19 protein-coding genes and 1 riboswitch are annotated in these 22,882 nt (G+C 73.7%); of the genes, 9 read left to right on the top strand and 10 right to left on the bottom strand.

What is annotated here, in order from left to right; genetic code table 11:
- Positions 1-2: 2 nt before the first annotated feature.
- The 4 genes from ACIRRS_RS07715 to ACIRRS_RS07700 all read left to right on the top strand — a co-directional run bounded on the left by ACIRRS_RS07715 (position 3) and on the right by ACIRRS_RS07700 (position 6,313).
- Positions 3-437: a MarR family winged helix-turn-helix transcriptional regulator gene (locus ACIRRS_RS07715; RefSeq protein WP_402966465.1), complete on the top strand. Its 435-nt coding sequence runs from the start codon at positions 3-5 to the stop codon at positions 435-437.
- A 246-nt stretch (positions 438-683) separates the two neighbouring features.
- Positions 684-1,163 (top strand): Imm21 family immunity protein, encoded by a 480-nt coding sequence (locus ACIRRS_RS07710; protein WP_402966463.1) that lies wholly within the window; start codon positions 684-686, stop codon positions 1,161-1,163.
- Positions 1,164-1,236: 73 nt separating this feature from the next.
- Positions 1,237-4,956, top strand: a complete 3,720-nt coding sequence (locus ACIRRS_RS07705; protein ID WP_402966461.1) for a SpoIIE family protein phosphatase — start codon at positions 1,237-1,239, stop codon at positions 4,954-4,956.
- A gap of 106 nt (positions 4,957-5,062) precedes the next feature.
- A complete protein-coding gene (locus ACIRRS_RS07700; protein ID WP_402966459.1) occupies positions 5,063-6,313 on the top strand; it encodes a hypothetical protein in 1,251 nt (416 codons plus the stop codon).
- 5 nt (positions 6,314-6,318) lie between these two features.
- Here ACIRRS_RS07700 and ACIRRS_RS07695 read toward each other — a convergent pair whose 3' ends face one another.
- From ACIRRS_RS07695 to ACIRRS_RS07685, 3 genes are all read right to left on the bottom strand, one after another.
- Positions 6,319-7,407, bottom strand: coding sequence for an S-adenosylmethionine:tRNA ribosyltransferase-isomerase (locus ACIRRS_RS07695; protein ID WP_402966457.1), 1,089 nt, complete (start codon positions 7,405-7,407; stop codon positions 6,319-6,321).
- Positions 7,404-8,159, bottom strand: a complete 756-nt coding sequence (locus ACIRRS_RS07690) for an SDR family NAD(P)-dependent oxidoreductase (RefSeq protein ID WP_402966455.1) — start codon at positions 8,157-8,159, stop codon at positions 7,404-7,406. The genes ACIRRS_RS07695 and ACIRRS_RS07690 overlap by 4 nt, the downstream gene beginning before the upstream one ends.
- An 89-nt stretch (positions 8,160-8,248) precedes the next feature.
- On the bottom strand, positions 8,249-9,214 hold the full coding sequence (locus tag ACIRRS_RS07685; protein ID WP_402966453.1) for a pseudouridine synthase: 966 nt from the start codon (positions 9,212-9,214) through the stop codon (positions 8,249-8,251).
- Between the two features lie 112 nt (positions 9,215-9,326).
- On the opposite strand from ACIRRS_RS07685, the gene ACIRRS_RS07680 reads away from it, so the two are divergent.
- A complete protein-coding gene (locus tag ACIRRS_RS07680; protein WP_402966451.1) occupies positions 9,327-9,716 on the top strand; it encodes a DUF3224 domain-containing protein in 390 nt (129 codons plus the stop codon).
- A 99-nt stretch (positions 9,717-9,815) separates the two neighbouring features.
- On the top strand, positions 9,816-10,607 hold the full coding sequence (locus tag ACIRRS_RS07675; protein ID WP_402966449.1) for a DUF5995 family protein: 792 nt from the start codon (positions 9,816-9,818) through the stop codon (positions 10,605-10,607).
- A gap of 373 nt (positions 10,608-10,980) precedes the next feature.
- Here the strand turns inward: ACIRRS_RS07675 and ACIRRS_RS07670 are convergent, their stop codons facing one another.
- The gene (locus ACIRRS_RS07670) at positions 10,981-12,420 is read right to left on the bottom strand and encodes a GuaB1 family IMP dehydrogenase-related protein (RefSeq protein ID WP_402966447.1); all 1,440 of its coding nucleotides are present in this window, start codon (positions 12,418-12,420) and stop codon (positions 10,981-10,983) included.
- Between the two features lie 292 nt (positions 12,421-12,712).
- On the opposite strand from ACIRRS_RS07670, the gene ACIRRS_RS07665 reads away from it, so the two are divergent.
- Positions 12,713-14,218: an SDR family NAD(P)-dependent oxidoreductase gene (locus ACIRRS_RS07665; protein ID WP_402966445.1), complete on the top strand. Its 1,506-nt coding sequence runs from the start codon at positions 12,713-12,715 to the stop codon at positions 14,216-14,218.
- 76 nt (positions 14,219-14,294) lie between these two features.
- Positions 14,295-14,774 (top strand): NUDIX hydrolase, encoded by a 480-nt coding sequence (locus tag ACIRRS_RS07660; RefSeq protein ID WP_402966444.1) that lies wholly within the window; start codon positions 14,295-14,297, stop codon positions 14,772-14,774.
- Positions 14,775-14,801: 27 nt separating this feature from the next.
- Here ACIRRS_RS07660 and ACIRRS_RS07655 read toward each other — a convergent pair whose 3' ends face one another.
- Genes ACIRRS_RS07655 through ACIRRS_RS07645 form a run of 3 tightly spaced genes read right to left on the bottom strand, consistent with a single transcriptional unit; the run spans position 14,802 to position 18,270 of the window.
- A complete protein-coding gene (locus ACIRRS_RS07655; RefSeq protein WP_402966442.1) occupies positions 14,802-17,066 on the bottom strand; it encodes an FtsX-like permease family protein in 2,265 nt (754 codons plus the stop codon).
- A complete protein-coding gene (locus ACIRRS_RS07650) occupies positions 17,063-17,749 on the bottom strand; it encodes an ABC transporter ATP-binding protein (protein WP_402966440.1) in 687 nt (228 codons plus the stop codon). The genes ACIRRS_RS07655 and ACIRRS_RS07650 overlap by 4 nt, the downstream gene beginning before the upstream one ends.
- Positions 17,746-18,270, bottom strand: a complete 525-nt coding sequence (locus ACIRRS_RS07645) for a PadR family transcriptional regulator (protein WP_402966438.1) — start codon at positions 18,268-18,270, stop codon at positions 17,746-17,748. Before ACIRRS_RS07645 ends, ACIRRS_RS07650 begins: the two co-directional genes overlap by 4 nt.
- Before the next feature lie 173 nt (positions 18,271-18,443).
- On the opposite strand from ACIRRS_RS07645, the gene ACIRRS_RS07640 reads away from it, so the two are divergent.
- Complete coding sequence (locus ACIRRS_RS07640) at positions 18,444-19,094, top strand: hypothetical protein (RefSeq protein ID WP_402966436.1); 651 nt, start codon at positions 18,444-18,446, stop codon at positions 19,092-19,094.
- 4 nt (positions 19,095-19,098) lie between these two features.
- Here the strand turns inward: ACIRRS_RS07640 and ACIRRS_RS07635 are convergent, their stop codons facing one another.
- The 3 genes from ACIRRS_RS07635 to ACIRRS_RS07625 all read right to left on the bottom strand — a co-directional run bounded on the left by ACIRRS_RS07635 (position 19,099) and on the right by ACIRRS_RS07625 (position 22,346).
- Entirely contained in the window at positions 19,099-19,776 is a 678-nt protein-coding gene (locus ACIRRS_RS07635) for a DUF1275 family protein (protein ID WP_402966434.1), read from the bottom strand.
- A 50-nt stretch (positions 19,777-19,826) separates the two neighbouring features.
- Positions 19,827-20,561 carry an MgtC/SapB family protein gene (locus tag ACIRRS_RS07630; RefSeq protein WP_402966432.1) on the bottom strand — a complete coding sequence of 245 codons (735 nt, stop codon included), beginning with the start codon at positions 20,559-20,561 and terminating at the stop codon, positions 19,827-19,829.
- 99 nt (positions 20,562-20,660) lie between these two features.
- Positions 20,661-22,346, bottom strand: a complete 1,686-nt coding sequence (locus tag ACIRRS_RS07625; RefSeq protein ID WP_402966430.1) for an NRAMP family divalent metal transporter — start codon at positions 22,344-22,346, stop codon at positions 20,661-20,663.
- Between the two features lie 357 nt (positions 22,347-22,703).
- Positions 22,704-22,881, bottom strand: a riboswitch (M-box (ykoK) riboswitch).
- Position 22,882 lies beyond the last annotated feature (1 nt).

The following is a 22,882-nucleotide window of genomic DNA, read 5'->3' as shown; positions in this document are numbered from 1 at the left end:
CCATGGCACTGACGACGAACGAGCGGCTCGGCTACGACATCAAGGCCACCGAGGTCGCGTTCATGGCCGCGAAAACCGAGGCCCTGCGACCCCTGGGCCTCACCGTCGCCCAGTACGCCGCCCTCCTCGCCCTGCGCGACAACCCCGGCATCACCGGCGCGGGCATCGCCCGGGCCTGCCTCGTCACCCCCCAGGCCTCGGCGGCCACGCTGAAGACCCTCGAAGCCAAGGGCCTCGTCGTCCGCGAGCAGGACGACTGGAACCGCAACACCCGCCCCAACCGGCTCTCCGAGGAAGGCCGCCGCGTGACCGACCTCGCGGACACCGCCGCCGGGGCCATCGAGCAGCGCATGTACGACGCCCTCACCCCCACCGACCGTGACACCCTGCGCCGCCTCCTCACCCACTGCCGCGCCGCGGTCGCCGCAGCCCCCTAGCGACACTCCGTCACGCGCCCTGCTCCTGCGCCGAGCGGCCTACGAGATCTCGCGGTGGGGAGGCGGCCCTGATGCCTCCCCACACTCTGGGGGCCAACTTTTGCCCTTGAATCCACGAGTTGACTGCGGCGCCGCATCAGCACCGGAACAAGATGTGCCCCAACGCGGGAAGTCGACCTGGTCGACTTCCCGCGCGCCCCTCTCTGCTCGCGCGGGTGCACCCCCCTGACGTGGGAGGATGCCGACATGGTGGAGTGGTTGGACTGTACGGATTCGGGGCGGTACGTGCTGTGCCCGGAGGCGGCGGTCGGCGAGTGGACGGGTGAGGAGGCGTTCGAGACCGACGGGGAGTCCGTGGAGCGGTGCCCCTTGCCCGGCGGTGGCGAGACGCTGACGTTGGCGGAGGAACCACTGCCCGTGACCTGGCTGGCGCGGGAGCGGGTGTTCGTGCGGCCGATCCACATCGGGCTGGAGCCCGCCGAGGTCCTGCTGCCGCTCGTGGAGCAGGCGCTGCGCGAGGGCTGCTGGGAGGACGGGCCGGTGGTCGAGCTGGACGCCGGACGGTACCTGCTCGCCGACTCCGTGTACGAGGGCCCGCGCATCGTCGAGAGCGGCGAGTACCTGACCGTCGAGCTGCCGCCCGGCCGGTACCGGGTGCGGTCCTTCTGGAGCGAGCCGCCCGAGGACCAGGTCTGCTACCTGGAGCAGCTCGTGCCCCTGCCCTGACGCCGGGCCCGTGCGAAGATGGCAGGGCTGGTCGGAACGATCTCCGTACGGTTCTCGGGCCAGGGTGGACGACGTGGACGACGACGTGCAGCACCGGGACGAACCGCAGCAGGACGCCCTGCTGATGGTCCCGATCGCCACGGCCCTGCTGGGCGCCGACGGACGTATCCTGCACTGGAGCGACGACGCCGAGGCACTGCTCGGCTACGGTGCGGAGCAGGCCGTCGGGGCGAAGGCCGCACAGCTGCTGGCCTCCGACGAGCAGCGGCCCGAGGTGCTGCGGCTGTTCGGGCAGATCCTGGCCGGCCGGCCGTGGTCGGGAGTGTTCCCGGTGCGCCACCGGGACGGCCACGCCGTGCAGTTGGAGTTCCGTACACATCCGATCCCCCCGCCGACGGCCGGCGGGCCGCTGGTGCTGGCCGTCGCCGCCGAGGTGACGACGCTGCGCCGCATCCAGTCGGACCTGGCGGTGCTGGACGGGTTCTTCACCCAGTCCCCGGTCGGCATGGGCGTGTTCGACGGCGAGCTGCGCTTCGTCCGGCTGAACGAGGCCCTGGCCCGGGCGAACGGCCTGCCGGTGGAGCGGCATCTGGGCCACCGGCTGACCGAGCTGCTGCCGGGGATCAACGGCGCCGAGGCCGAGCAGGTGATGCGGGAGGTGCTGGCCAGCGGCGTGCCCGTGCTGGACGCCCGTGCGCACGGCCGCACGCCGAACGACCCGCACCGCGAACGCGCCTGGTCCGCCTCGTACTTCCGGCTGGAGGACCCGGGCGGCCGGGTGCTCGGGGTGAGCGCGACGGTCGTCGACATCACCGAGCGGTTCCGCGCGGACGCCCGCGCCGCCCGGGCGCAGGAGCGCCTGTCCCTGCTGGTGGACGCCACGGCCTCGATCGGCACCACCCTGGACCTGCACCAGACCGCCCGCGAGCTGGCCGACGCCATGGTGCCCCAAGTCGCGGACGTGAGCGGGGTGTTCGCCCTGGAGGCGCTGGTCGCCGGCCGCACCGTCGAGGCGCCCGGGCCGCAGGCCCCGCTGCTGGTGCGCCGCCTCGCGCTGGCCACCGCCGACCCCCTCTACCCGGCGGAGGCGCTGCCGGTGGACGCGCTCTACGAGCTGCCGTCCGACTCCCCGTACGCCCGGGCGCTGGCCGCCGGGCGGACGGTGGTGGTGCCGTCCTGGGAGCTGCCGATGCTGAGCGACGGCATCAGCGAGAGCCGCAGGCGCGCCTACCTGGGCGACCGGCCGCGCTCGGTGCGGATCACGCCGCTGGTCGCGCGCGGCACCACCCTCGGCATGCTGGTGTACTCACGGCGCGGCTCGCGGGAGTCCTTCGCGGAGGCCGACATCACGCTCGGCGACGAGCTGGCCTCCCGCGCGGCCGTCGCCCTCGACAACGCCCGGCTGTACCTGCGCCAGCACCAGACCGTCCTCGCCCGGCAGCAGGCGCTGCGCGAGGCGAAGGCGGCGCAGGAGCGGCTCGCTCTGGTCAACGTCGCCTCCACCCGGATCGGCACTACCCTCGAAATCGACCGCACCGCCCAGGAGTTGGCCGAGGTGGCGACTCCCCGACTGGCGGACACGGTGGTGGTGGAGATCCTGGAGGAGCTGGTGCGCGGCGAGCGCACGACGGCGGCCCCCACGGACGGCTCCGCGCTGCTGCGGCGGATGGCCTTCCACTCCGTACACGGCTCGACCCTGTCGCCGATCGCCCGGCTCGGCGGGGTGCACCGCTTCCTGCCCGGTTCGCCCTACGCGTGGTGCCTGGAGCACCGGCAGCCGGTGCTGGTGCCACGGATGGACGAGGAGGGGATGGCCTGGTTCGCCGACGACCCGGTGCGCACGGCCGCCGTACGGGAGCAGAACGTGCGCTCGTTCATGGTCGTCCCGCTGATCGCGCGCGGCACCCCGATCGGTGTGGCGGGCTTCTACCGCACGGTCCTCGACCGGCCGTACGTCGACGAAGATCTCGCTCTGGCCGGGGAGTTGGCGGTGCGGGCGGCGGTGTCCATCGACAACGCGCTGCTGTTCACCCGCGAGCGCGACGCGGCCGACGCGCGGCAGCGCGCCCTGGACGAGGCCCGGGCCGCGCAGCAGCGGCTGTCGCTGCTGAACGAGGCGACCGCCCGGATCGGCACCACGCTCGATCTGCACCGCACCGCGCGGGAGTTGGTGCAGGTGGTGATCCCGCGCTTCGCCGACTTCGTCACGGTGGACCTGCGCGACGCGGTGCTCGGCGGCGAGGAGCCCGGGCCCGTCCCGGCGGACGGCCCGGTGCTGATGCGGGCCGTGGCGGTGGGCGAGTTGGGCGACGAGGAGGACGGCGACGGCACAGGCGGAACGGACGGCACGGACGGCGTGATGACCGGGGCCGCCGACCAGGTCGGCGAGGCCTCGCAGTCCGCGCAGGTGTACGCCCAGAGCCTGCGCACCGGCCGGTCGATCCTCTTCTCCCGGGTCACGGAGGCGGAGATGAGCCGGATCGCCGCCTCCCCCGACCGCGTCCAGCCCGCTCTGGCGGCCGGGGTGCACTCGTACCTGATGGTGCCGCTGGTCGCGCGCGGACTCGTGCTGGGCGGCGCGGAGTTCATCCGTACGCGCAACCCGGAGCCGTTCGGCCAGGACGACCGGTCGCTGGCCGAGGAGTTGGCCGCTCGGACGGCGCTGGCGATCGACAACGCGCGGCTGTACCGCCGCGAGCGCGACACCGCGCTGACCCTCCAACGCAGCCTGCTGCCGCAGGAGATCCACCGCACGCTCGGGCTGGAGATCGCCTACCGCTACCTGCCCAGCAGCGTGGTCAGCGAGGTGGGCGGGGACTGGTTCGACGTGGTTCCGCTGGCCGCCGGGCGGGTCGCGCTGATCGTCGGCGACGTGATGGGCCACGGCATCCGCGCCGCCGCGACGATGGGCCAACTGCGCACCGTCGCCCGGACCTTGATCACCCTGGACCTGGACCCGGCACGGGTGATGTACCGGCTGGACGAGGCCACGACGGCGCTGGGCGAAGGGCAGTTCGCCACCTGCGTCTGCGTGGTGTACGACCCGGCGGACCGCAGCTGCACCGCCGCCTGCGCGGGCCACCTGCCGCCCGTGGTCGCCGACACCGAGGGCCACGCGGAGCTGGTCGAGCTGCCGCCCGGGGCGCCGCTCGGCGTGGGCGGAGTCCCGTTCGACAGCGCCGAGTTCACGCTCCCCGAGGAGGCGATCCTCACGCTCTACACGGACGGCCTGGTCGAGCGCCGGGGCCACGACATCGACGAGGGCCTGCGCCTGCTCTGCCGCACCGTGGCCGACCGCCGCCGCAGCCTGGAGCAGACCTGCGACGCCGTCCTGACCCGCCTGACCGGCCCCACCAGCGAGGACGACATCGCCGTCATCATGGCCCAGGTCCGCCCCTCGGGCGCCGACCGGATCGCCTCGCTGCCGCTCACGGACGACCGCGCGATGGTCGCCCACTCGCGCCGCTTCACCCGCGAGACGCTGGAGTCCTGGGGCCTCGGAGCCCTCGCCGACTGGGCCGAGCTGCTGACCAGCGAGCTGATCACCAACGCCCTGGTGCACGCCGGATCGCCCACGCAGCTACGGCTGTTCTGCAACCGGACGCTCACCGTCGAGGTCGCGGACCGGGAGAGCGAGGTGCCCCGGATGCGGCGCGCCCGCACCGAGGACGAGGGCGGGCGCGGCATCCACCTGGTCAACGAACTGGCCCACCGCTGGGGCAGCCGGCGCACCCGGGACGGCAAGGTCGTCTGGTTCGAGCTGGAGCTGCCCCCGGGATCGACCGCCGCCTGACACCGGCCGTTCGCCTCCCCCCGCTATTCTTTCCAACCCACCCCAGGGGGTGTGGAGTTCGGCAACCGGGGGGTCGGGAATGAGGACGCGCGCACGGTGGGCGCGAGTGGCGGCCGTCGCCGCCGCGACGCTGCTCGCCACGGCCTGCACGGGCGAAGACCGACCGAAGGACGACGCCACGCGCTACACCCTGCCTCCGGGGCCCCTCCCCCTGGTGCGGCACGACCCCCCGCTGGCCTTCCACGCGACGGACCGGCCGGTGCGGCTTCCGGCGGACGCCAGGACCGGCACCACACTGCTCCACGGGTGGTACGCCTATGTCGCGGGCCCGGGCAGCCTGCGCATGGTCAGCCTTGTCGACGGACACCCGGTGGGCACCGCCGGGGCCGACCGTCCCGGAGCCGTCGGCACCACCCCGGCCTTCGTCACGTTCATCACCGGCAACGTGGTCCTCGAGACCTGCCTGGCCCGGGCCGCGGGGCAGGACGGCTCCCGGGCGCACAGCGTGGTCGAGTTCACCGCGATGAACAGTCTCACCGGTCGGACATCCTGGTCGTTCACCGTTGACCTGCCCGAACTCTACGACCCCGACGCCTCGTTCACCCTGCTCGGCGTGCACGACGACACGGCCGTGGTGACCGCCTCGGACGCGGAGCACAGCGTCGTCCTCGCCGTGAACCTCTGGAACCGCGTACCGCTCTGGTCCCACAGCGGCGCCACCGGGGCGGCGTACGTCGGGGGCCCGACCGGCGGGGGCCAGGTCATCGTCCTCGAGCCGACGGACGACCCGGCGGACGACCCGGCGGGAGGCCCGCGCCGCAGGACACTCACCGCGCTCGGACTGGAGAGGGGACAACTCCTCTGGAGCTCCGGCGACTTCTCCGATGCCAAGGTGACACCGGCCGGGCCGGACCGGATGATCGTCCAGAGCCGGTCCCCGGGCTCGGGCAGGAACATCGGCCTGCTCGTCAACGCCGCCACCGGCTGGCAGGAGTACGACTTCTCCGGCGGCCCCGCGTACACCTGCCGCTACGACGAGCTGAAGACCGTCGTCTGCGGCGCCGGCGCCGAAACCACCGGTGACACCTCGGCGTTCGCTCTCGACCCCGTGACCGGCAAGGTGCTGTGGACCTCGCAGGACAAGGCCCCGCGCGAGCCGATGCCGGTCATCACCGCCGTCTGGCACGGCCGGATCTACGGGCGGACGGCCAACGGCGCCGCCACCCTCGACGCCGCCACCGGGAGCAGGAGCCTCCAGGACCCGCATCTGGCGCCCGTCCTGCTGAACGAGTTCGTCGGCCTGTCGGGCCCCGGCGGCGACGGAAGCGAGCTGGCCGCCTACGTCACCGTGGGCTGAGCCCGTCAGTCCGGCAGCAGCAGGTTCACGTCCCCGAACTCGTGCCACAGGTAGCGGTGTTGGACGGCCTCGCGGTAGCAGTCCGCGAGCAGGGGGCGCCCGGCGACGGCGGCGAGCATCAGCAGGTGCGAGGCGCGCGGCTCGTGCCAGCCGGTGAGCAGTCCGTCGACGGCGCGGACGCCGCGCTCGGGAGTGACCACCAACTCCGTCCAGCCGTCCGCCTCCTGGACCGTCCCGTCCGGCGCGGCGGCCGACTCCAGGGCGCGGACCACGGTGGTGCCCACCGCGATCACCCGGCCGCCGCCGGAGCGGACGTGGCCGAGGAGGCGGGCCGTGGCGGCCGGGACGTGGAAGCGCTCGGCGTACGGCGCCTCGTGCGCCTCGGGCGAGGCCACGCCGGTGTGCAGGGTGACGGGGGCGAGGAGCACGCCCCGGCCGGCCAGGCGGGCCACCGTCTCGGAGGTGAACGGGCGGGCGGCGCTGGGCATTTCGCTGCTGCCGGGGACGGTCGCGAAGGCCGTCCGGTACGCCTCGATGGGCCAGTCCCGGTCCACGTAGCCGTAGCGGATCGCCTTGCCGTGCTGCGCGAGGTAGCGCAACAGGGGTGCGGGCAGGGCGAGTTCGGCGTGCCAGAGACGGGCGGTGAAGGGGGCGGTCAGGACGGCGGCGCCGCCGGCGGGCAGCGAGATCCGCAGTCCGGGGCGGGCCGGGGTGGCCTCGGGCGGGTAGTAGGCGGGGGCCCGGCCGGGCTCCACGCGGCGCAACTCGACCAGGTGGGTGCCGAGTCCGTCCGGCTGGGCGGAGGACAGGTGCAGCGCGACCGGCGTGCCGTCGGGCAGGCGGCCGGGGAGCGCGGCGGGGAGGGTGGCCGAGTTGTTGACCACCAACAGGTCCCCCGGGCGCAGCACTTCGGGCAGGTCGGAGAAGCGGCGGTGCTCGACGCGGCGTCCGGCCGGGCCGGGTTCCCGGCGGCCGACCAGCATCCGCACGCCGTCGCGCGAGCCGCCTCGGGCCTCCGCCGGTGCGCGGGCGGAGAGTTCGGGCGGGACGGTGAACTCGGGCCCGAGGCCGAGGCCGACGTCGATCGTGGTCACCTCCCGCCCCCGGACGCGACGGCGGCGAGGTCCTCGGCGCGGTAGCGGCCGGAGGCGGCGCGCCCGTGCACCAGTCCGAGCAGGACGGGGGCGACCTGCTCCGGCAGCGGCTCGCCGGAGATGTCCTCGCCCGGGCTGGCCTCCTGGAGCATCCGGGTGCGCATGCTGCCCGGGTCGACCGCCCACACCCGCAACTCCTCCTCCTCGCGGGCGAGTACGGCGCTCGCCTGGTCCAGCGCCGCCTTGCTCGCGCCGTAGCCGCCCCAGCCGAGGTACGGCACCACGGCCGCGTCCGAGCTGATGTTGAGCACGGCGCCCCGGTGGGCGCGCAGTTGGGGCAGGAGGAGCTGTGTGAGGGCGATCGGGGCGAGGGCGTTGACCTCGAAGGTCTCCAGCAGGTCCGGCAGCGGGAACTCGGCCAGGCGGGGCAGGGGTTCGGAGCCGGGCGCGGCGGCGCCGTTGAGCGTACCGGCGTTGTTCACCAGCAGGGCGGCGCCGCCGAGCCGCTCGGAGGCCTCGGCCAGCCGGGCCCGGTGGTCGTCGTCGACGATCGAGCCGGGCAGGGCGAGGACGGTGGTGACGGCGGCCAGTTCGGCCTCCGCGAGAGCGAGTTCGGCCTCGCCGCGGGCGGTGATCACCAGCTGCCAGCCGTCCTCGGCGAGGGTCTGCGCGAGCGCCCGGCCGAGGCCCCGGGAGGCGCCCGTGACCAGGGCGACGGGGGCGGGGGCGCTGTGGAGTGCTTCTCGGTTCATGCCCCCACGATCGCCCCGCCCGGGCGGGCCCCGGATCGGCCACGGGCCCGGGGGCGCTTGGTCCGTTCGCCCTAGATCGGCGGGACGGCCTAGGACGGGGCCCCGGCCCCGCCACCGTCGGCCCAGCCCTCCGGGTCCGCCCAGGCCCGCAAGGTGCGGGCGGTCTCGAAGCGGCGCTCGCGGCCGGTCAGCGGGTCGGTGAACTCGAGGGAGGAGGCGAGCAGTTGCAGCGGGCGGCGGAAGTCGTCCGGGGCGGGCTCGGGCAGCACCACGGGGTACACCGGATCGCCGAGGATGGGCAGGCCGAGGCCGCACATGTGCAGGCGCAGCTGGTGGGTGCGGCCGCTGAGGGGGCGCAGGCGGTAGCGGCCGAGGCCGTCGCGGTGCTCCAGCAGGTCGATCCGGCTCTCGCTGTTCGGCGGCGCGTCGACCTCGCGGGCGGCGATCACCCCGCGCTCCTTGACGATGTGGCTGCGGACGGTGCGCGGCAGCTCGACCGCCGGGTCGTACGCGGCGACCGCGCGGTACTCCTTGCGGACCAGGCGGTCGCGGAACAGGGTCTGGTAGGCGCCGCGGTCCTCGGGGCGCACCACGAACATGGCCAGGCCGGCGGTGAGGCGGTCCAGGCGGTGCGCGGGGCTGAGGGCGGGCAGGTCGAGGGTGTGGCGCAGCCGGGAGAGCGCCGTCTCGGTGACGTGGCGGCCGCGCGGGGTGGTGGCGAGGAAGTGCGGCTTGTCGACGACGACGAGGTGGTCGTCGCGGTGGAGCACGGTCAGCTCGAACGGGACGTGCGCCTCCTCGGGGAGGTCGCGGTAGAACCACAGGTGCGCGCCGGGGCGGAACGGCTCCTCCGGGGCGACGGGGCCGTGCTCGCCGACGATCTCCCGCTCGCGCAGCGCCGCGTCGACGCGCTCGGCGCCGACGGTCGGGAGCCGCTCGACGAGGTACGCCCGCACGGTCGGCCACGGGCCTTCGAGGGGCAGCCTCAGGTGCACCGGGTCCACGCCGTTGCGCTGCGGGAGGGGGGAGGCCGGGCGGCGGCTCTTGCGTCTCATCTCCCGGCCCAGCCTAGTGGTCGCGACCGGGGGGCCGATTGTCAGTGGTGGCTGCTAGCGTCCCGAGCACGATCGAGAAACGGTCGTACACGGCTGACGAGGGGACGGTGCCATGGGGTTCAAGGCTGCTGGGTCGTTCGAGCTGACCACGTTCGAGCAGGTGGAGGCGGAGGAGCGCGAGGGCGCCTCCTTCGGCCGGATCAGCATCGCCAAGGTGTTCACGGGCGCGCTGAGCGGCACGAGCGAGGTGCGGATGCTGTCGGTCGGCGGGCCCGACGGCGCTCCGGCCTCGTACGTGGCGGTGGAGCACGTGACGGGTGAACTGGACGGGCGCAAGGGCTCGTTCGTGCTCCAGCACGCGGCCTGGGACGCCTCCGGCACGACGATACGCGTGGTCCCGGGCACGGGTGCGGGCGAGCTGGCCGGGATCACCGGGGAGTTCCACCTGAGCATCGACGAGTCCGGTGCCCACACCTTCGTCCTGGAGTACGAGCTGGGCTGACGGCATCACCTCGACGGCGGTGGTGCCGTGCGCCGCTCGCACCGGCGGGCGCTGTCACGATGATGCGATCAGTGCACGATCGACATCGGAGGGTGGCGCATGCCCGGAGCGACGGTGGCGGCGGGTGGACCGGGCACGGTCGAGGAGGTGGTCGACCGGCTGCGCGGGATCGGAGAGGGCCTGCCGCGGGCGGACGGCGTGGCGGTCTTCAACCGGCTCTACCTCACGGTGACGGAGGCCGTCCGCGACCACCTCGGCGGCGGGTACTTCGCCGACCCGCCGGCGATCGCCGAGCTGGACGTGGTGTTCGCCGGGCGGTACCTGCTCGCCGTGGCCGCCGACGCGGCCGGGCAGGAGCCGCCCGCCTGCTGGCGCCCCCTGTTCGACCTGCGCACCCACCCGGGGGTGCACCCGCTGCAGTTCGGGCTGGCCGGAATGAGCGCCCACATCCAGCACGACCTGCCGCTCGCCGTCGTCGACACCTGCCACCACCGGGGCTGCACCCCGGCCGACCTGGAGGAGGACTATCACCGGATCAACGACCTGCTGGCCGACACGGAGGCCGCCGTCCGGGAGCAACTGCTCCCCGGCCCGGACCTGCTGGACCACGCCGAACCGCTCACCCACCTGCTCGGCACCTGGTCCGTGCAGGCCGCCCGCGAGGCGGCCTGGGCCGCCGCCCGGACCCTGTGGGACCTGCGCACCCTGCCCGCAGCGGCCCGCGCCTTCGCCGGGATGCTGGACACCACGGCCGCCCTGCTCGGCCGCGCCCTGCTCCTCCCGCTCGCGGCGGAGGCGGTGGGAGTGGCGGGGGTGCCGCAGCCGAGCGGGCCAACGGCCGGCGAGCCGGCGCTCCGCCTCGCGGACGTGGCGAGCCAGGTGCCGGGCTGAGCAGGCGGCGAGGCCGCCGCTGCGCACGGCTCCGCGCACGGGCGGGCCGCAGGCAGGGCGCGGCGCGGACGACGGCGGGAGCGTGGGCAGATCGCAGTACCGAGCGACGCGGCCCGCACGGGCCGACGGCTCAGTGCGCGTCGCCCGCGCCTGCGGGCGGTGAGGCTGTGGCTGTGGCTGCGCGCACCATCGCCACGTAGCGAGCGGGCGAGACGCGGCGCGGGCTACGCGGTCCGAGCAGCAGCCAGGAGCCGGCGAAGCCCTGCCCGCCCGCCCGTCCAGGGTCCGGCGATCCGGCGCCCAGGCACGGCGACGGCGCCCGACGCAGGACGTCGGGCGCCGTCGCCCCCGCCGTTCCCGGCGGGGTGGCCGGTCAGGCCCAGCTGGAGTGGAGCGGCTTGCCCTCGGCGTAGCCGGCGGCGCTCTGGACGCCGACGATGGCCTTCTCCTGGAACTCCTCCAGCGTGCTGGCGCCCGCGTAGGTGCAGGAGCTGCGGACACCGGCGATGATCGAGTCGATCAGGTCCTCGACGCCCGGGCGGGCCGGGTCGAGGAACATCCGGGAGTGGGAGATGCCCTCCTCGAACAGGGCCTTGCGGGCGCGGTCGTAGGAGGAGTCCTGGGCGGTGCGGTTGCTGACCGCGCGGGCCGAGGCCATGCCGAAGCTCTCCTTGTACTGGCGGCCGTCGGCGGCGGTCTGGAGGTCGCCCGGGGACTCGTACGTCCCGGCGAACCAGGAGCCGACCATCACGTTGGAGGCGCCGGCGGCCAGCGCCATGGCGACGTCGCGCGGGTGGCGCACGCCGCCGTCGGCCCAGACGTGCTTGCCGAGGCTGCGGGCCTCGGCGGCGCACTCCAGGACGGCGGAGAACTGGGGCCTGCCGACGCCGGTCATCATGCGGGTGGTGCACATGGCGCCGGGGCCGACGCCGACCTTGAGGATGTCCGCGCCCGCCTCGACGAGGTCGCGCACGCCGGCGGCGGAGACGACGTTGCCCGCGACGATCGGGACCTGGGGGTCCAGGCCGCGCACGGCGCGCAGCGCGTTGATCATCGACTCCTGGTGGCCGTGCGCGGTGTCCACGACCAGCACGTCCGCGCCGGCCTCGACCAGCGCCTTGGCCTTGCCCGCGACGTCGCCGTTGATGCCGACGGTGGCGGCGATCCGCAGCTTGCCCGCCGCGTCGACGGCCGGGGTGTACAGGGTGGCGCGCAGCGCGCCCTTGCGGGTGAGCAGGCCGACGAGGCGGCCCTCGCCGTCCACCACGGGGGCGAGCCGGCGGTGGGCCTCGGTGAGCTTGTCGAAGGCGACCCGCGGCTCGACGTCCTCCTCCAGGAGCAGCAGGTCGCGGGACATGATGTCGGCCAGGCTGGTGAAGCGGTCCACGCCCTGGCAGTCGGAGTCGGTGACGACGCCGACCGGCTTGCCGTCCTCGACGACCACGAGCGCGCCGTGGGCCCGCTTGGGCAGCAGCGAGAGCGCCTCGGCGACGGTGGCGCCCGGGGCGAGCGTGATGGGGGTGTCGAACACGAGGTGGCGGCGCTTGACCCAGGAGACGACCTCGGCGATGACCTCGGTGGGGATGTCCTGCGGGATGGCGACCAGGCCGCCGCGGCGGGCGACGGTCTCGGCCATCCGGCGGCCGGCGATGGCGGTCATGTTGGCGACGACCAGGGGGATGGTGGTGCCGGTGCCGTCATTGGAGGACAGGTCGACGCCCTGCCGGGAGCCCACGGCGGAGCGGCTGGGGACCATGAAGACGTCGTCGTACGTCAAGTCGTACGAGGGCTTGAGGTCGTTCAGGAAGCGCATGAAGGGGGCTCTCTGGCTTGGGGGATACACCTCGGGTGCGGTCTTGCGGCGATGCCGTCAGGGCGCACTCGGGCGGCCCGCACCCAGCGTTCGATTCTCCGGGAGGCTCGGGGCAAATGCCAGTTCGAGGACGATTGCTGGCGCTGCCCACAAACCGTGATCAATGCTCCGCGCGTAGACTTGGATGATCATCCAAACACCCTGGCTTTCGCCCCGGCCGGGCCCGCTCCCGTAGCATTCACGCGGTAACGGCGAGGCGAGTGGGAAAGCGGCAGCGGGCGTGGACAGCGGCGTGGACATCCAGCAGGACAGCGGGCAGGACAACGGCATCGAGCAGGGCGAGGAGGTCGACTACGGCCCCGGCCTCGACCCCGAGCGCCTCAAGCTCTGTCTGGAGGTGCTCGCGGAGCTGGACCAGCTGCACGTGGACCACCCGGACGCGATCACCGTGCGCCAGGCCGTCGGCGGCGTCTTCCGCACGCTGAAGCAGCGCCGCCGCCAGGAGACCCGGGCCCGCAAGACGGCCAACGACCGCGAGGTCACCGCCCGCACGGCCACCGGCGCCCCGACCCGGATCGATGACGAGACGGCCGGCGCCTTCGGCCTGACCACCGTCACCACCACCGAGATCGCCGGGATCCTGGAGCGGCCGCGCTCCTGCTACACCTGCAAGCAGCGCTACGTCGAGGTCGACGCGTTCTACCACAACCTCTGCCAGAACTGCGCGGTCAAGAACCGCACCCGCCGCGACGCCCGCGCGGACCTCACGGGCAAGCGCGCGCTGCTCACCGGCGGCCGGGCGAAGATCGGGATGTACATCGCGCTGATGCTGCTGCGCGACGGCGCCCACACCACCATCACCACCCGGTTCCCCAACGACGCCATCCGCCGCTTCAAGGCGATGCCGGACAGCGAGCAGTGGCTGCACCGCCTCAAAATCGTCGGCATCGACCTGCGCGACCCGGCCCAGGTGCTGGCCCTGGCCGACGAGGTCGCCGCGGACGGCCCGCTGGACATCCTGATCAACAACGCCGCGCAGACGGTGCGCCGCCCGCCGGAGTCCTACCGCGAGCTGGTCAACGCCGAGTCCGCCCCGCTGCCGGCCGGCGAGCTGCCGCAGTCCACCACCATCGGCCGCTTCGGCAGCGGCAGCGTCGACCTGCCCGCGCTCCCCCACCAGGCGGGCGTCGAGGCCCAGCGCCTGGCCGCCGAGGACGTCACCTCCCTCGCCCTGGTCACCGGCTCCGCGACCCCGGCCCGGATCGCGGCCGGCACCGCGATCGACGCCGGCGGCCTGGTGCCCGACCTCGCGGACACCAACAGCTGGGTGCAGACCGTCAACGAGGTCGGCCCGGTCGAGCTGCTGGAGGTCCAGCTCTGCAACTCCACCGCGCCGTTCATCCTCATCAGCCGCCTGCGCCCGGCCATGGCCGCCTCGAAGTCCCGCCGCAAGTACGTGGTCAACGTGTCCGCGATGGAGGGCGTCTTCTCGCGCGGCTACAAGGGCGCCGGCCACCCGCACACCAACATGGCCAAGGCAGCGCTCAACATGCTCACCCGCACCAGCGCGGTGGAGATGTTCCAGAGCGACGGCATCCTGATGACCGCCGTCGACACCGGCTGGATCACCGACGAGCGCCCGCACCCGGACAAGATGCGCCTGGCCGACGAGGGCTTCCACGCCCCGCTCGACCTGGTCGACGGCGCGGCCCGGGTGTACGACCCGATCGTGCGCGGCGAGGCCGGCGAGGACCTGTACGGCTGCTTCCTCAAGGACTACGAGCGCGCCAACTGGTAACCACCGCCCGCAAGGAGAACGCGAGTTGACGACCGCACCGACCCCGGAACCGGCTCCAACACCGACCCCGGCCCCGATGACGGCACCGACCCCGATGACGGCACCGATCACCGCACCGATGCTCGGCGCCGGGGTCATCGTCCCCACCGGGGACGGCCGGGTGCTGATCGGCCGCCGCACCACCCCCGGCGAACCGCCCACCTGGAGCCTGCCCGGCGGCAAGGTCGACCCGGGCGAGTCCTTCGAGGAGACGGCGGCGCGCGAACTCGCCGAGGAGACGGGCATCGTGCTGCCCGCCGAGGGGATGCGGGTCCTGGCGGTGCACCTGGACCACGACCTCGGACGGCCCCGGCTCACCGCCGCCGTGCTCGCCCCGCCGAGCCTGGCGCAGGCGTACGTCACCGAGCCGCACGCCTGCGCGGGCTGGGAGCGCGTCGCGGTGGAGGCGCTGCCGCAGCCGATGTTCTACCCGTCCGCCCTGGTGCTCGGCAGCTGGCTGCCGCAGCTGCGCCCGCCGCTCCGGGCCGACACGCACGGCTATCCCGTCGCCCCCTGAGAAGCGGGCGACGGGACAGCCGGCGGGTCAGCCGTTCCGGGCCGCCTCCGGCCCGGTGATCCGCCGCAGCAGCGGCAGGGTCGAGGCGATGATCCCCAGCGAGGCGACGATCCCGAAGGCCGTCAGCCCGTAGTACACCGCGCCCGGCGAGGCCAGGTCGTACTTCATCTGCGACTTGAGGAACATCGCCGCCGAGGCGAAGCCCGCCCCGATCGAGATCGCCGAGACCACCAGCAGGGGCACCGCACTCTCCAGTCCGACGACCCGGCGCAGCAGTTGCAGCGGCGCCCCGGTCAGTCTCAGCATCGCGAACGGGCGGCGGCGGTCCGAAAGCCCGGCGACGACGCTCACCGCGAGGCTGCACCCGGCGATGGGCAGGGTGGTCAGCAGCACGACGTTCGCCAACTGGCGCCAGCCCTGCAGCCGTTGCTGCCCGGCGGAGGCCCAGTCGTCGGCCATCCGGGCCTCGTGCGTGGGGTAGGTGCGGGAGAACAGGGTCCGCAGCCGCTCCATCGCCGGGGTGGAGCCGTCCGTGGTCGCGTACAACGCCCGTACCGGCAGCCTGTCGACCTCCTCGGCCGAGATCGGCACGCTCGGCCACACCTTCCCCGCGCCGGACTGCAGGTCGACGAACTGGTAGCGGTCGACGGCCGCGACGGCGGCTCCGGGCTCGCACGTGCCGACCACCGGGACCTGCGCGAGGTCCGAGCAGCTCACCAGGGCGGGGACGAGCCTGCGCGCGCCGTGCGCCACCGCGCCCAGGCCCGCCGGGTTCTCGTGGACCAGCGCCAGCCCCTGGAAGCCGGGGACGGCCCGGGCCTTCGCCACCACGTCGGCGGAGACCGAGGGGATGGTGCCCGCGCTGCTCCCGCTGTCGGAGCCGTCGCCCCACCCGGTCATCGAGGCGTCCACGACCGACTTGCGCACCATCTGGTCGCCGCTCAGGCTCGCGCCCCGCTCGCTGTTGATCGTGCCGATGATGCCGACCGTCGCCGCGGTCACGAACAGTGCCAGCACCAGGCCCGCCACCGAGCGGAAGCCCGCCTTCGGGTCGTCCGCGAGCCGCCGCATGGCGATCAGCGAGGCCGGGCGGCTCGTCCGCCGGGCGACGAGCCGGGCGGTTGCCATCGTCAGCCACGGCCCGGCGATCACCAGGCCGAGCATCACCAGCACGAACCCGCTCAGGAAGCCCAGCGACTGGCCGTTCGTCGTGCTCGGGTGGTGGCCGACGAGCCAGCCCAGCTCCCCCAGGCCCGCCGCCAGCGGGATCAGCCGCCAGGCGCGCGGCGGCTTGGGCGTCACCCGGCGCGACACCCCGAGCGGGGAGATCACCACCCGGCGCAGCGCCAGCCGGGCGGACAGCGCGGCCGCCAGCGGCACGCCCAGCGCGACCGCGACCGCCTGGAGCGCGCCGACGCCGAGGTCGTCGAGGTAGAACCGCTGGCCGGTGAACGGCACGTCCGCGACCAGGGGCCGCAGCGCGAGGTAGAGCAGGAACCCGGCCGCCGTCCCGACCCCCGCCGCGACCGTGGACTCCACCGCCGCGACCACCGAGATCTGCCCCGGCGTCGCCCCGACCAGCCGCATCGCGGCGAAGCGCTGCTCCCGGGCGGCGGCGGACAGGCGGGTGGCGGTGCCGATGAAGATCAGCACCGGGAAGAACAGCGCCCCGGCCACCACGGTGAGGATCAGGACCATGGCGTCGCCGTTGACGCCGGCGCCGAAGCAGGCGTGCTCGCAGTCCTGCGGCTTCGTGGTGGTGATGCTGCTCACGGCCACCGCTTCGGGCAGCGCGCGCACCTCGTCCACCGTGCCGCCGATGACGATCGAGAGGCTGTCCGGGGAGGGCAGCGCCACGTCCCCGATGGTGCCCGCCAGGTGGCCCGGGAAGCGCTCCGCCAGCTGGGCGGCCGGAACGGAGCCCATGAGCTTCTGCAGCGCGGGCGAGGCGTAGTACTCCCCCGGGGCCGGCAGCTTGGCCAGGCCGGGCGGCACGGGAGCGGCGGGCCCGGTGGGCGCGGCCTCGACCTGGAAGAGGTTCTTCCCGTCGTAGTAGTCCATCCGCGCTTCCCACCACAGCTTGTCCGCGCCGTCGTTCGCGGTCGTGGTCGCGGCCTGGGCACCCGTGTTCATCCACGCCTGACGGGCGTTGACCTTGTCGATCGCGTTGACGCTGGAGAAGGTGGACAGCAGCAGGCCGACGCCGATCGCCACCGCCGCCGTGATGGTGGCCAGCCGGGCCAGCGCCTCCCGGCCGCCGCTGACGGCCAGGCGCAGGGCGAAGGGGATCACGACGCCACCGATCCGGCCGAGAGCGTACGGGCCTGGCCGTCGCGCACGACCGCCTCGCGGTCCGCGTAGGCGGCGACCCGGGCCTCGTGGGTGACGAGGACGACGGTGGTGCCCTGCTCGCGGGCCGCGCCGACCATCAGCTCCATCACGTGCTCGCCGGTCAGCGAGTCCAGCGCGCCGGTCGGCTCGTCGGCGAACAGCACCTGCGGGCGGGCCACCAGCCCGCGGGCCAGCGCCACGCGCTGCGCCTGGCCGCCGGACAGCTCGCCGGAGCGGCGCCCGCCCATGCCGTCCAGGCCGAGCCGGGCGAACCAGGGCCGGGCCTCGGCGAGGGCCGCGGAACGGCGCACGCCGTTGAGCAGCAGCGGCAGGGCCACGTTCTCCTCGGCCGTCAACTCCGGTACGAGCTGGCCGAACTGGAAGACGAAGCCGAACCTGTCACGGCGTAAGGCGCTGCGCTTCGCCTCGGGCAGGGTGTCGATGCGCTGCCCGTTGAACAGCACCTCGCCCGCGTCGGGCACCAGGATGCCGGCCAGGCAGTGCAACAGGGTGGACTTGCCGGAGCCGCTGGCCCCCATGATGGCGAGCACCTCGCCCGCCTCGGCGGACAGGCTGGCGCCGCGCAGTGCGGGCGTCTCGCCGAAGGAGAGCGAGAGGTCCCGGGCCTCTATCACCGTGGTCATGAGCGCACCTCCGTGGCGAGCGCGTCGAGTCGGGCGGCGGTCAGGTCGATCCACCGCAGGTCGGCGTCCAGGTGGAACAGGCCGTGGTCGGCGAGCAGGGCGTCCACCAGCGGGCCGGTGCGGCGCAGTTCGGTGAGCTCGCGCATGCGGCGCAGGTGGGCGGAGCGCTGGGTGTCCAGGTACTCCTGGGCGTCGCGGCCGAGCATCAGGGCCAGGACGACCTTGGTGAACAGGATGGACTGGAGCGTGGGTTCGGGGGCGACGGGTTCGGTGAGCCAGGTCTCGAACTCGGTGGCGCCGGTCTCGGTGATCACGTAGCGCTTGCGGTCCGGGCCGTCGCCGGGTTCCGCCTCGCCCGCCATCACCTTGCCGTCCCGGGCCAGTCGGCCGAGGGTCGAGTACACCTGGCCGTAGGGGAGGGGCTTTCCCCGGCCGAAGAAGGCGTCGTAGTCGCGCTTGAGGTCGTAGCCGTGGCTCGGCTCCCGCTCCAGCAGCCCCAACAGGGTCAGAGGAACACTCATGAGAGGACCATACACCCGGAGTACATACCGAGTGTATAGCCCGAGCGAATAAGTCGTCGGGCGGCAGCGGGAGCCCCCGTCACTCTTGTGCGCGGGGCGCGGTCGAGGGAGCATCAGGTGGAGATTGCGTAACGAACAGCCGTACGCCCACGCACCCTTGAGGAGCCCTCGACGTGTCCAGCACACCCCGCCCGGCCAGGCCCGCGTCGCCGCCGCGGCGAATCGGCCGACGGCTGAGGCGGGCCTTCGGTGCCCGGCACGAACCGCTCGTCCGCCCCCTCGACCGCTCCCGCTCCCGCGCCTGGCTGTTCGCCCTCCTCGGCGCCGTCCTCGCCGTCACCCTCTCCACCGGCGGCGCACTGCTGTCCTTCCGTACGAGCGCGGCGCAGGCCGACCGCACCCAGGGCGGGCTGCACCAGGTCGACGCCCTCGTGCTCGACTCCCCCGACCACGGCGCGGCCGGCGGCCGCTTCAGCGGCTACAACACCCGGGTGCCGGTCTCGGCCAGCTGGTCGTACCCGGCGGGCACCCCGCACACCGGCACCGTCGACGCGCCGCGCCAGGTGCTGGGCGGCACGCTGCTGCCGATCTGGGTCGACCGGGCGGGCAACCCCGCCTCCGCCCCGATCGACCGGCCCGCCCTCGCCGTCGGCGCGGCCTGCATCGGCACCGGCGCCTTCCTGTGCGCCGTCGCCCTGATCGCCCTCGCGCTGCGACTGCGCCTCCAGGCCCTCGCCCGGCGCGCGGACCGCGCCTGGACGGCGAGTTGGGCGCGGCACGAACCCCTCTGGTCGGGCCGGGCCAGCCACCACAGCGAGGACTGAGAACTCAGCGCGGAGCCGTCCAGGCCTGGGGCAGGTGCGGGCGGGAGGCCACGTGGGTCACGGCGGCGACGGCCGCCAGCAGGACGAGCGCCAGGCCGAGGGCGACCGGCACGTTGGTGTGCAGGACCAGCAGGGCGCCGAGCAGCGCGCCCGCGAACATCCAGACGGTGGAGGCCAGTCGGCGCGCGCCGGTGCGGTCGGCGGCGAGGGCCGTGATGGTCATGGTGAGCACGGTGGTGGTCAGGTCCGGCACCTTGAGGGTGCGGACCACCGCGTTCTGCCCGCCCATGGCGAAGCCGAGCAGCCCGATCAGCGTGTAGCGGGCGCCCTCCGCCTCGTGGCCGGCCACCGCCGCCAGGACGGTGGCCGCGGCGACGAGCAGCGCCTGGGCGGCGACGGCGACGGTGAGCAGCCGCCCCCGGTGGTCCGGGAGCCGGCGGGCGAGGTGCCCGCCGGCCAGGGCGCCGAGGAGGAACGCGGCGAGCGCGGCCAGCGAGGCCGTGGCGGACAGGCCCGCCGCGCCGGCCAGGGCGAAGCCGAGGAACACCACGTTGCCGGTCATGTTGGCGACGAAGACGTGGCCGAGTTCGAGGTAGCTGACGGCGTCGACCACCCCGGTGACGACGGTCAGCACCAGCAGCATCGGCACGAGCGGGCCGTGGTCGGGATCGGGTGTCAGCATCGCTCTCCCCTGGTGGTGGTCCGGCTTCGCGACCTTACTCCCCCGCCTCGTCAGGCCAGCGCCTCGTTGCCGGAGTCGTCCTCCTCGCCCTCCAGGTGCCAGTGGAGGTCCCGCACGCCCGGCTCCAGGGAGAGCCGGGTGACGACCTGCTCCAGCGCGGGCGTGACCTGCCCGGCGATGGAGACGGTGGCCCGCAGGTTGGTCGCGTCCCCGGCGTCGGTGCGGCGGGCGCGCAGCCCGGTCGGAGCGAGGCCGGAGGCGGCGAGGGCCTGGAGGAGCAGCGCGCGGATGTGGGTCTCGGACTTGCGGTCGCACTCCAGGTGCACGATGGCACGGGAGTTGGAGTCCGGGTCGGTGCCGGACTGCGGGGACCGGTCGAGCAGCCGCCCGGCCGGGCGCAGCACCAGGTGGACGGCGAGCACGGCGAGGGTGCCCAGGATCGCCAGCTCCAGCTTGCCGGAGGCGGCCAGCACCCCGACGGCGGCCGAACACCACAGCGTGGCGGCCGTGTTGAGGCCCCGCACGCCGGCGCCGTCGCGCAGGATGACGCCACCGCCGAGGAAGCCGATGCCGGAGACGACGTACGAGGCGACGCGGGTGGGGCTGCCGGTGTCGCCGACGGCCTCGCTGTACAGGACGAACAGGGTGGCCCCGGCCGCGACCAGGGCGTTGGTGCGCAGGCCGGCCATGCGGGCCCGCCACTGGCGCTCGACACCGATCAGCGCGCCGCAGGCGACGCCGGTGGCCAGACGGACCAGGAACTCGACGGTGGTCAGGGTGTGCACGACGGCACCTCCTTCACGGAGAGGAAGGGAACGCGGGGAATACGGACGGACGGGCGGCGAGCCCCTGCTCGCCGCCCGTCCGTACGGGGTGCGAGCGGCTCAGTGGTTCAGGGCGGTCTGGACGACCTTGATGATGACCATGACCATCGCGAGGAGCAGGTAGGCGCGCAGGGCGCCCATGCCGACCTTGCGGGCGGTGGACATGACCGGCCTGCCGAGGGTCTCCAGCGGGGGCATCCGCCAGTTCTCGCGGCCGGTGCGGTCGATGTCCTCCTTGGTGCCCTTGCGGCCCGCGAGGAAGAAGTACCCGGCGACCAGGACCCCGGCGACTCCGCAGCCCGCCATGATCGCCAGGATCGAGTCGGAGGAGATGTCCGGCCAGACCACGGCGGCGGTGAGGATCAGCGAGAGCATCACCAGCACGCCGACCACTGCGGAGGTGAAGGCGTTGGTCTTCGGGCCGTTGACCCAGGGGCCGAGGACGGCCTTGTCGTTGCAGAGCAGCAGCAGGAAGACGGTCGCGGAGGGCAGCAGCACCCCGGCGAGGACCTGGACGAACTGCGTCATCAGGCCCTGGGTGTACGCGGTGGACACCAGGGTGATGGCGGCGGCCGCGACCACCAGGCCGGCGTAGACCGCGTAGAAGCCCTTCGCGCCCTTCACACCGCGGTGCAGCGAGTGCTTGATCCCGAAGACGTCGCCGATCGCGTACGCCGTGGAGAGCGAGACGGCGAAGGCGCCGATGATCGAGGCGTCCAGCAGGGCGATGGCGAACAGGACGCCGGCCAGGCGGCCCGCCTTGTCCTCGATGCCCTTGGCCAGCGCGGACGCGTCGGAGAACTGGCCGAACCCGTCGGTCCCGGCGAAGGCCGCAGCGGTGAAGCCGATCATCGCGGCGGCGCCGACGATGACCACGACGATCCCGATCCACAGGTCGATCTTCTCGTACTTCATGAAACGCGGGGTGATCCGCTTGTCGATGACGTACGACTGCTGGAAGAACAGCTGCCACGGGGCGACGGTGGTGCCGACGATCGAGATGATGACCATCATGACGGCGGCGAGCTGGCCGGAGCCGCCGGGCATCTGCGGCGTCACGAAGTCGTGGGCCATCTGCGAGGTCTTGGGGTGGACCATGAAGTAGATCGGCACCAGCAGCAGCGAGCCCGCGCAGAGGGCGACGGCGACGCGCTCGAAGCGCTGGAAGGAGCCGGTGAAGGCCGAGGCGATGATGATCGCCGCCGCCAGGACCACGGCGGCGACCTTGGGCAGGCCCAGGTACCCAGCCGCCAGCGTGACGCCGATGAACTCCGTCACCAGGGTGAGGGCGTTGAGGAGGAACAGGTCGATGACGCTGAACGCGCCCCAGAACTTGCCGAAGCGCTCCAGGATCAGGCGCGCGTGGCCGACGCCGGTGACGGCGCCCAGGCGCAGCACCATCTCCTGGTTCACGTACAGGACGGGGACCAGCATGAGCAGGGTCCACAGCAGCTGGGTGCCGTAGTTCTGGCCGGCCTGGCCGTAGGTGGAGAAGGCGCCGGCGTCGTTGTCGCCGACCATCACGATCAGGCCGGGGCCGATGATCGCGAGCAGGGTCTTGAAGCGGGCCGAGATGCCGCTGCGGGGCGCGTCGTCGTCGAGGCGGATGGTGCCGAGGGCGCCCTTGATGTCGCCGACGTGGGCGTCGTCGAGGACGGCGCTGCGCGGGGTGGCGGCGGGTGCGGTGGTCGCGGTGGTGGTGGCGGTCGCGGCGGGGACCTTCGGGTCCAGCATCACGTTGGTCATGGCGGGGCCTCCCTTGCCCCGTTCGGGGCTGCAGGGGGCACGCAGCAGCGATCCTCCCTGCGAGCTGCGAGCGCGCCGTCGCTCCGCACGGCGACGCTGAGCGGCGGCGGCCGTACGGGCATGACGGATCGTCAGACGGACTGTCTCGGGGCGCGGTTGAGCGCAGCGCGGAGCAGTCGGTTGAACGCGCAGGGAAGGTTGTTACCGCGTGCCGGAGGTGTGCAAGAGCATGCGGGGGTAGGGGCAACTGTGGCCCGGACTAGGGCAGTCCATGTCTCTCGCCTCCTCCCGGCCGGGGGCGCACCGTCGGTGCGCCGCATCACGACACGGCAAGGAGCACACCGGTCGCGCAGGACCGGTACACCCCAACTCGTCAGAGCTTTGGCACTCCACGGCGTGTCCAACTCGTCCGAGCCGGAAGCCACTTGGGATCAACCCTTAACTCGGGAAGATCTGTCCTGAACCTGGGCGTCTCTCGACGTCGTCGGGTCAGTGGCCTGTGTCCGTGAAGACGCCTCACCGAACGAGGTGCCTTT

Origin of the sequence: Kitasatospora sp. NPDC101183, from assembly GCF_044767945.1 — a bacterium.
GTDB lineage: Bacteria > Actinomycetota > Actinomycetes > Streptomycetales > Streptomycetaceae > Kitasatospora.
The sequence above is the reverse complement of the archived record's forward strand: the minus strand, read 5'-3'. Positions and strand labels throughout refer to the sequence as shown.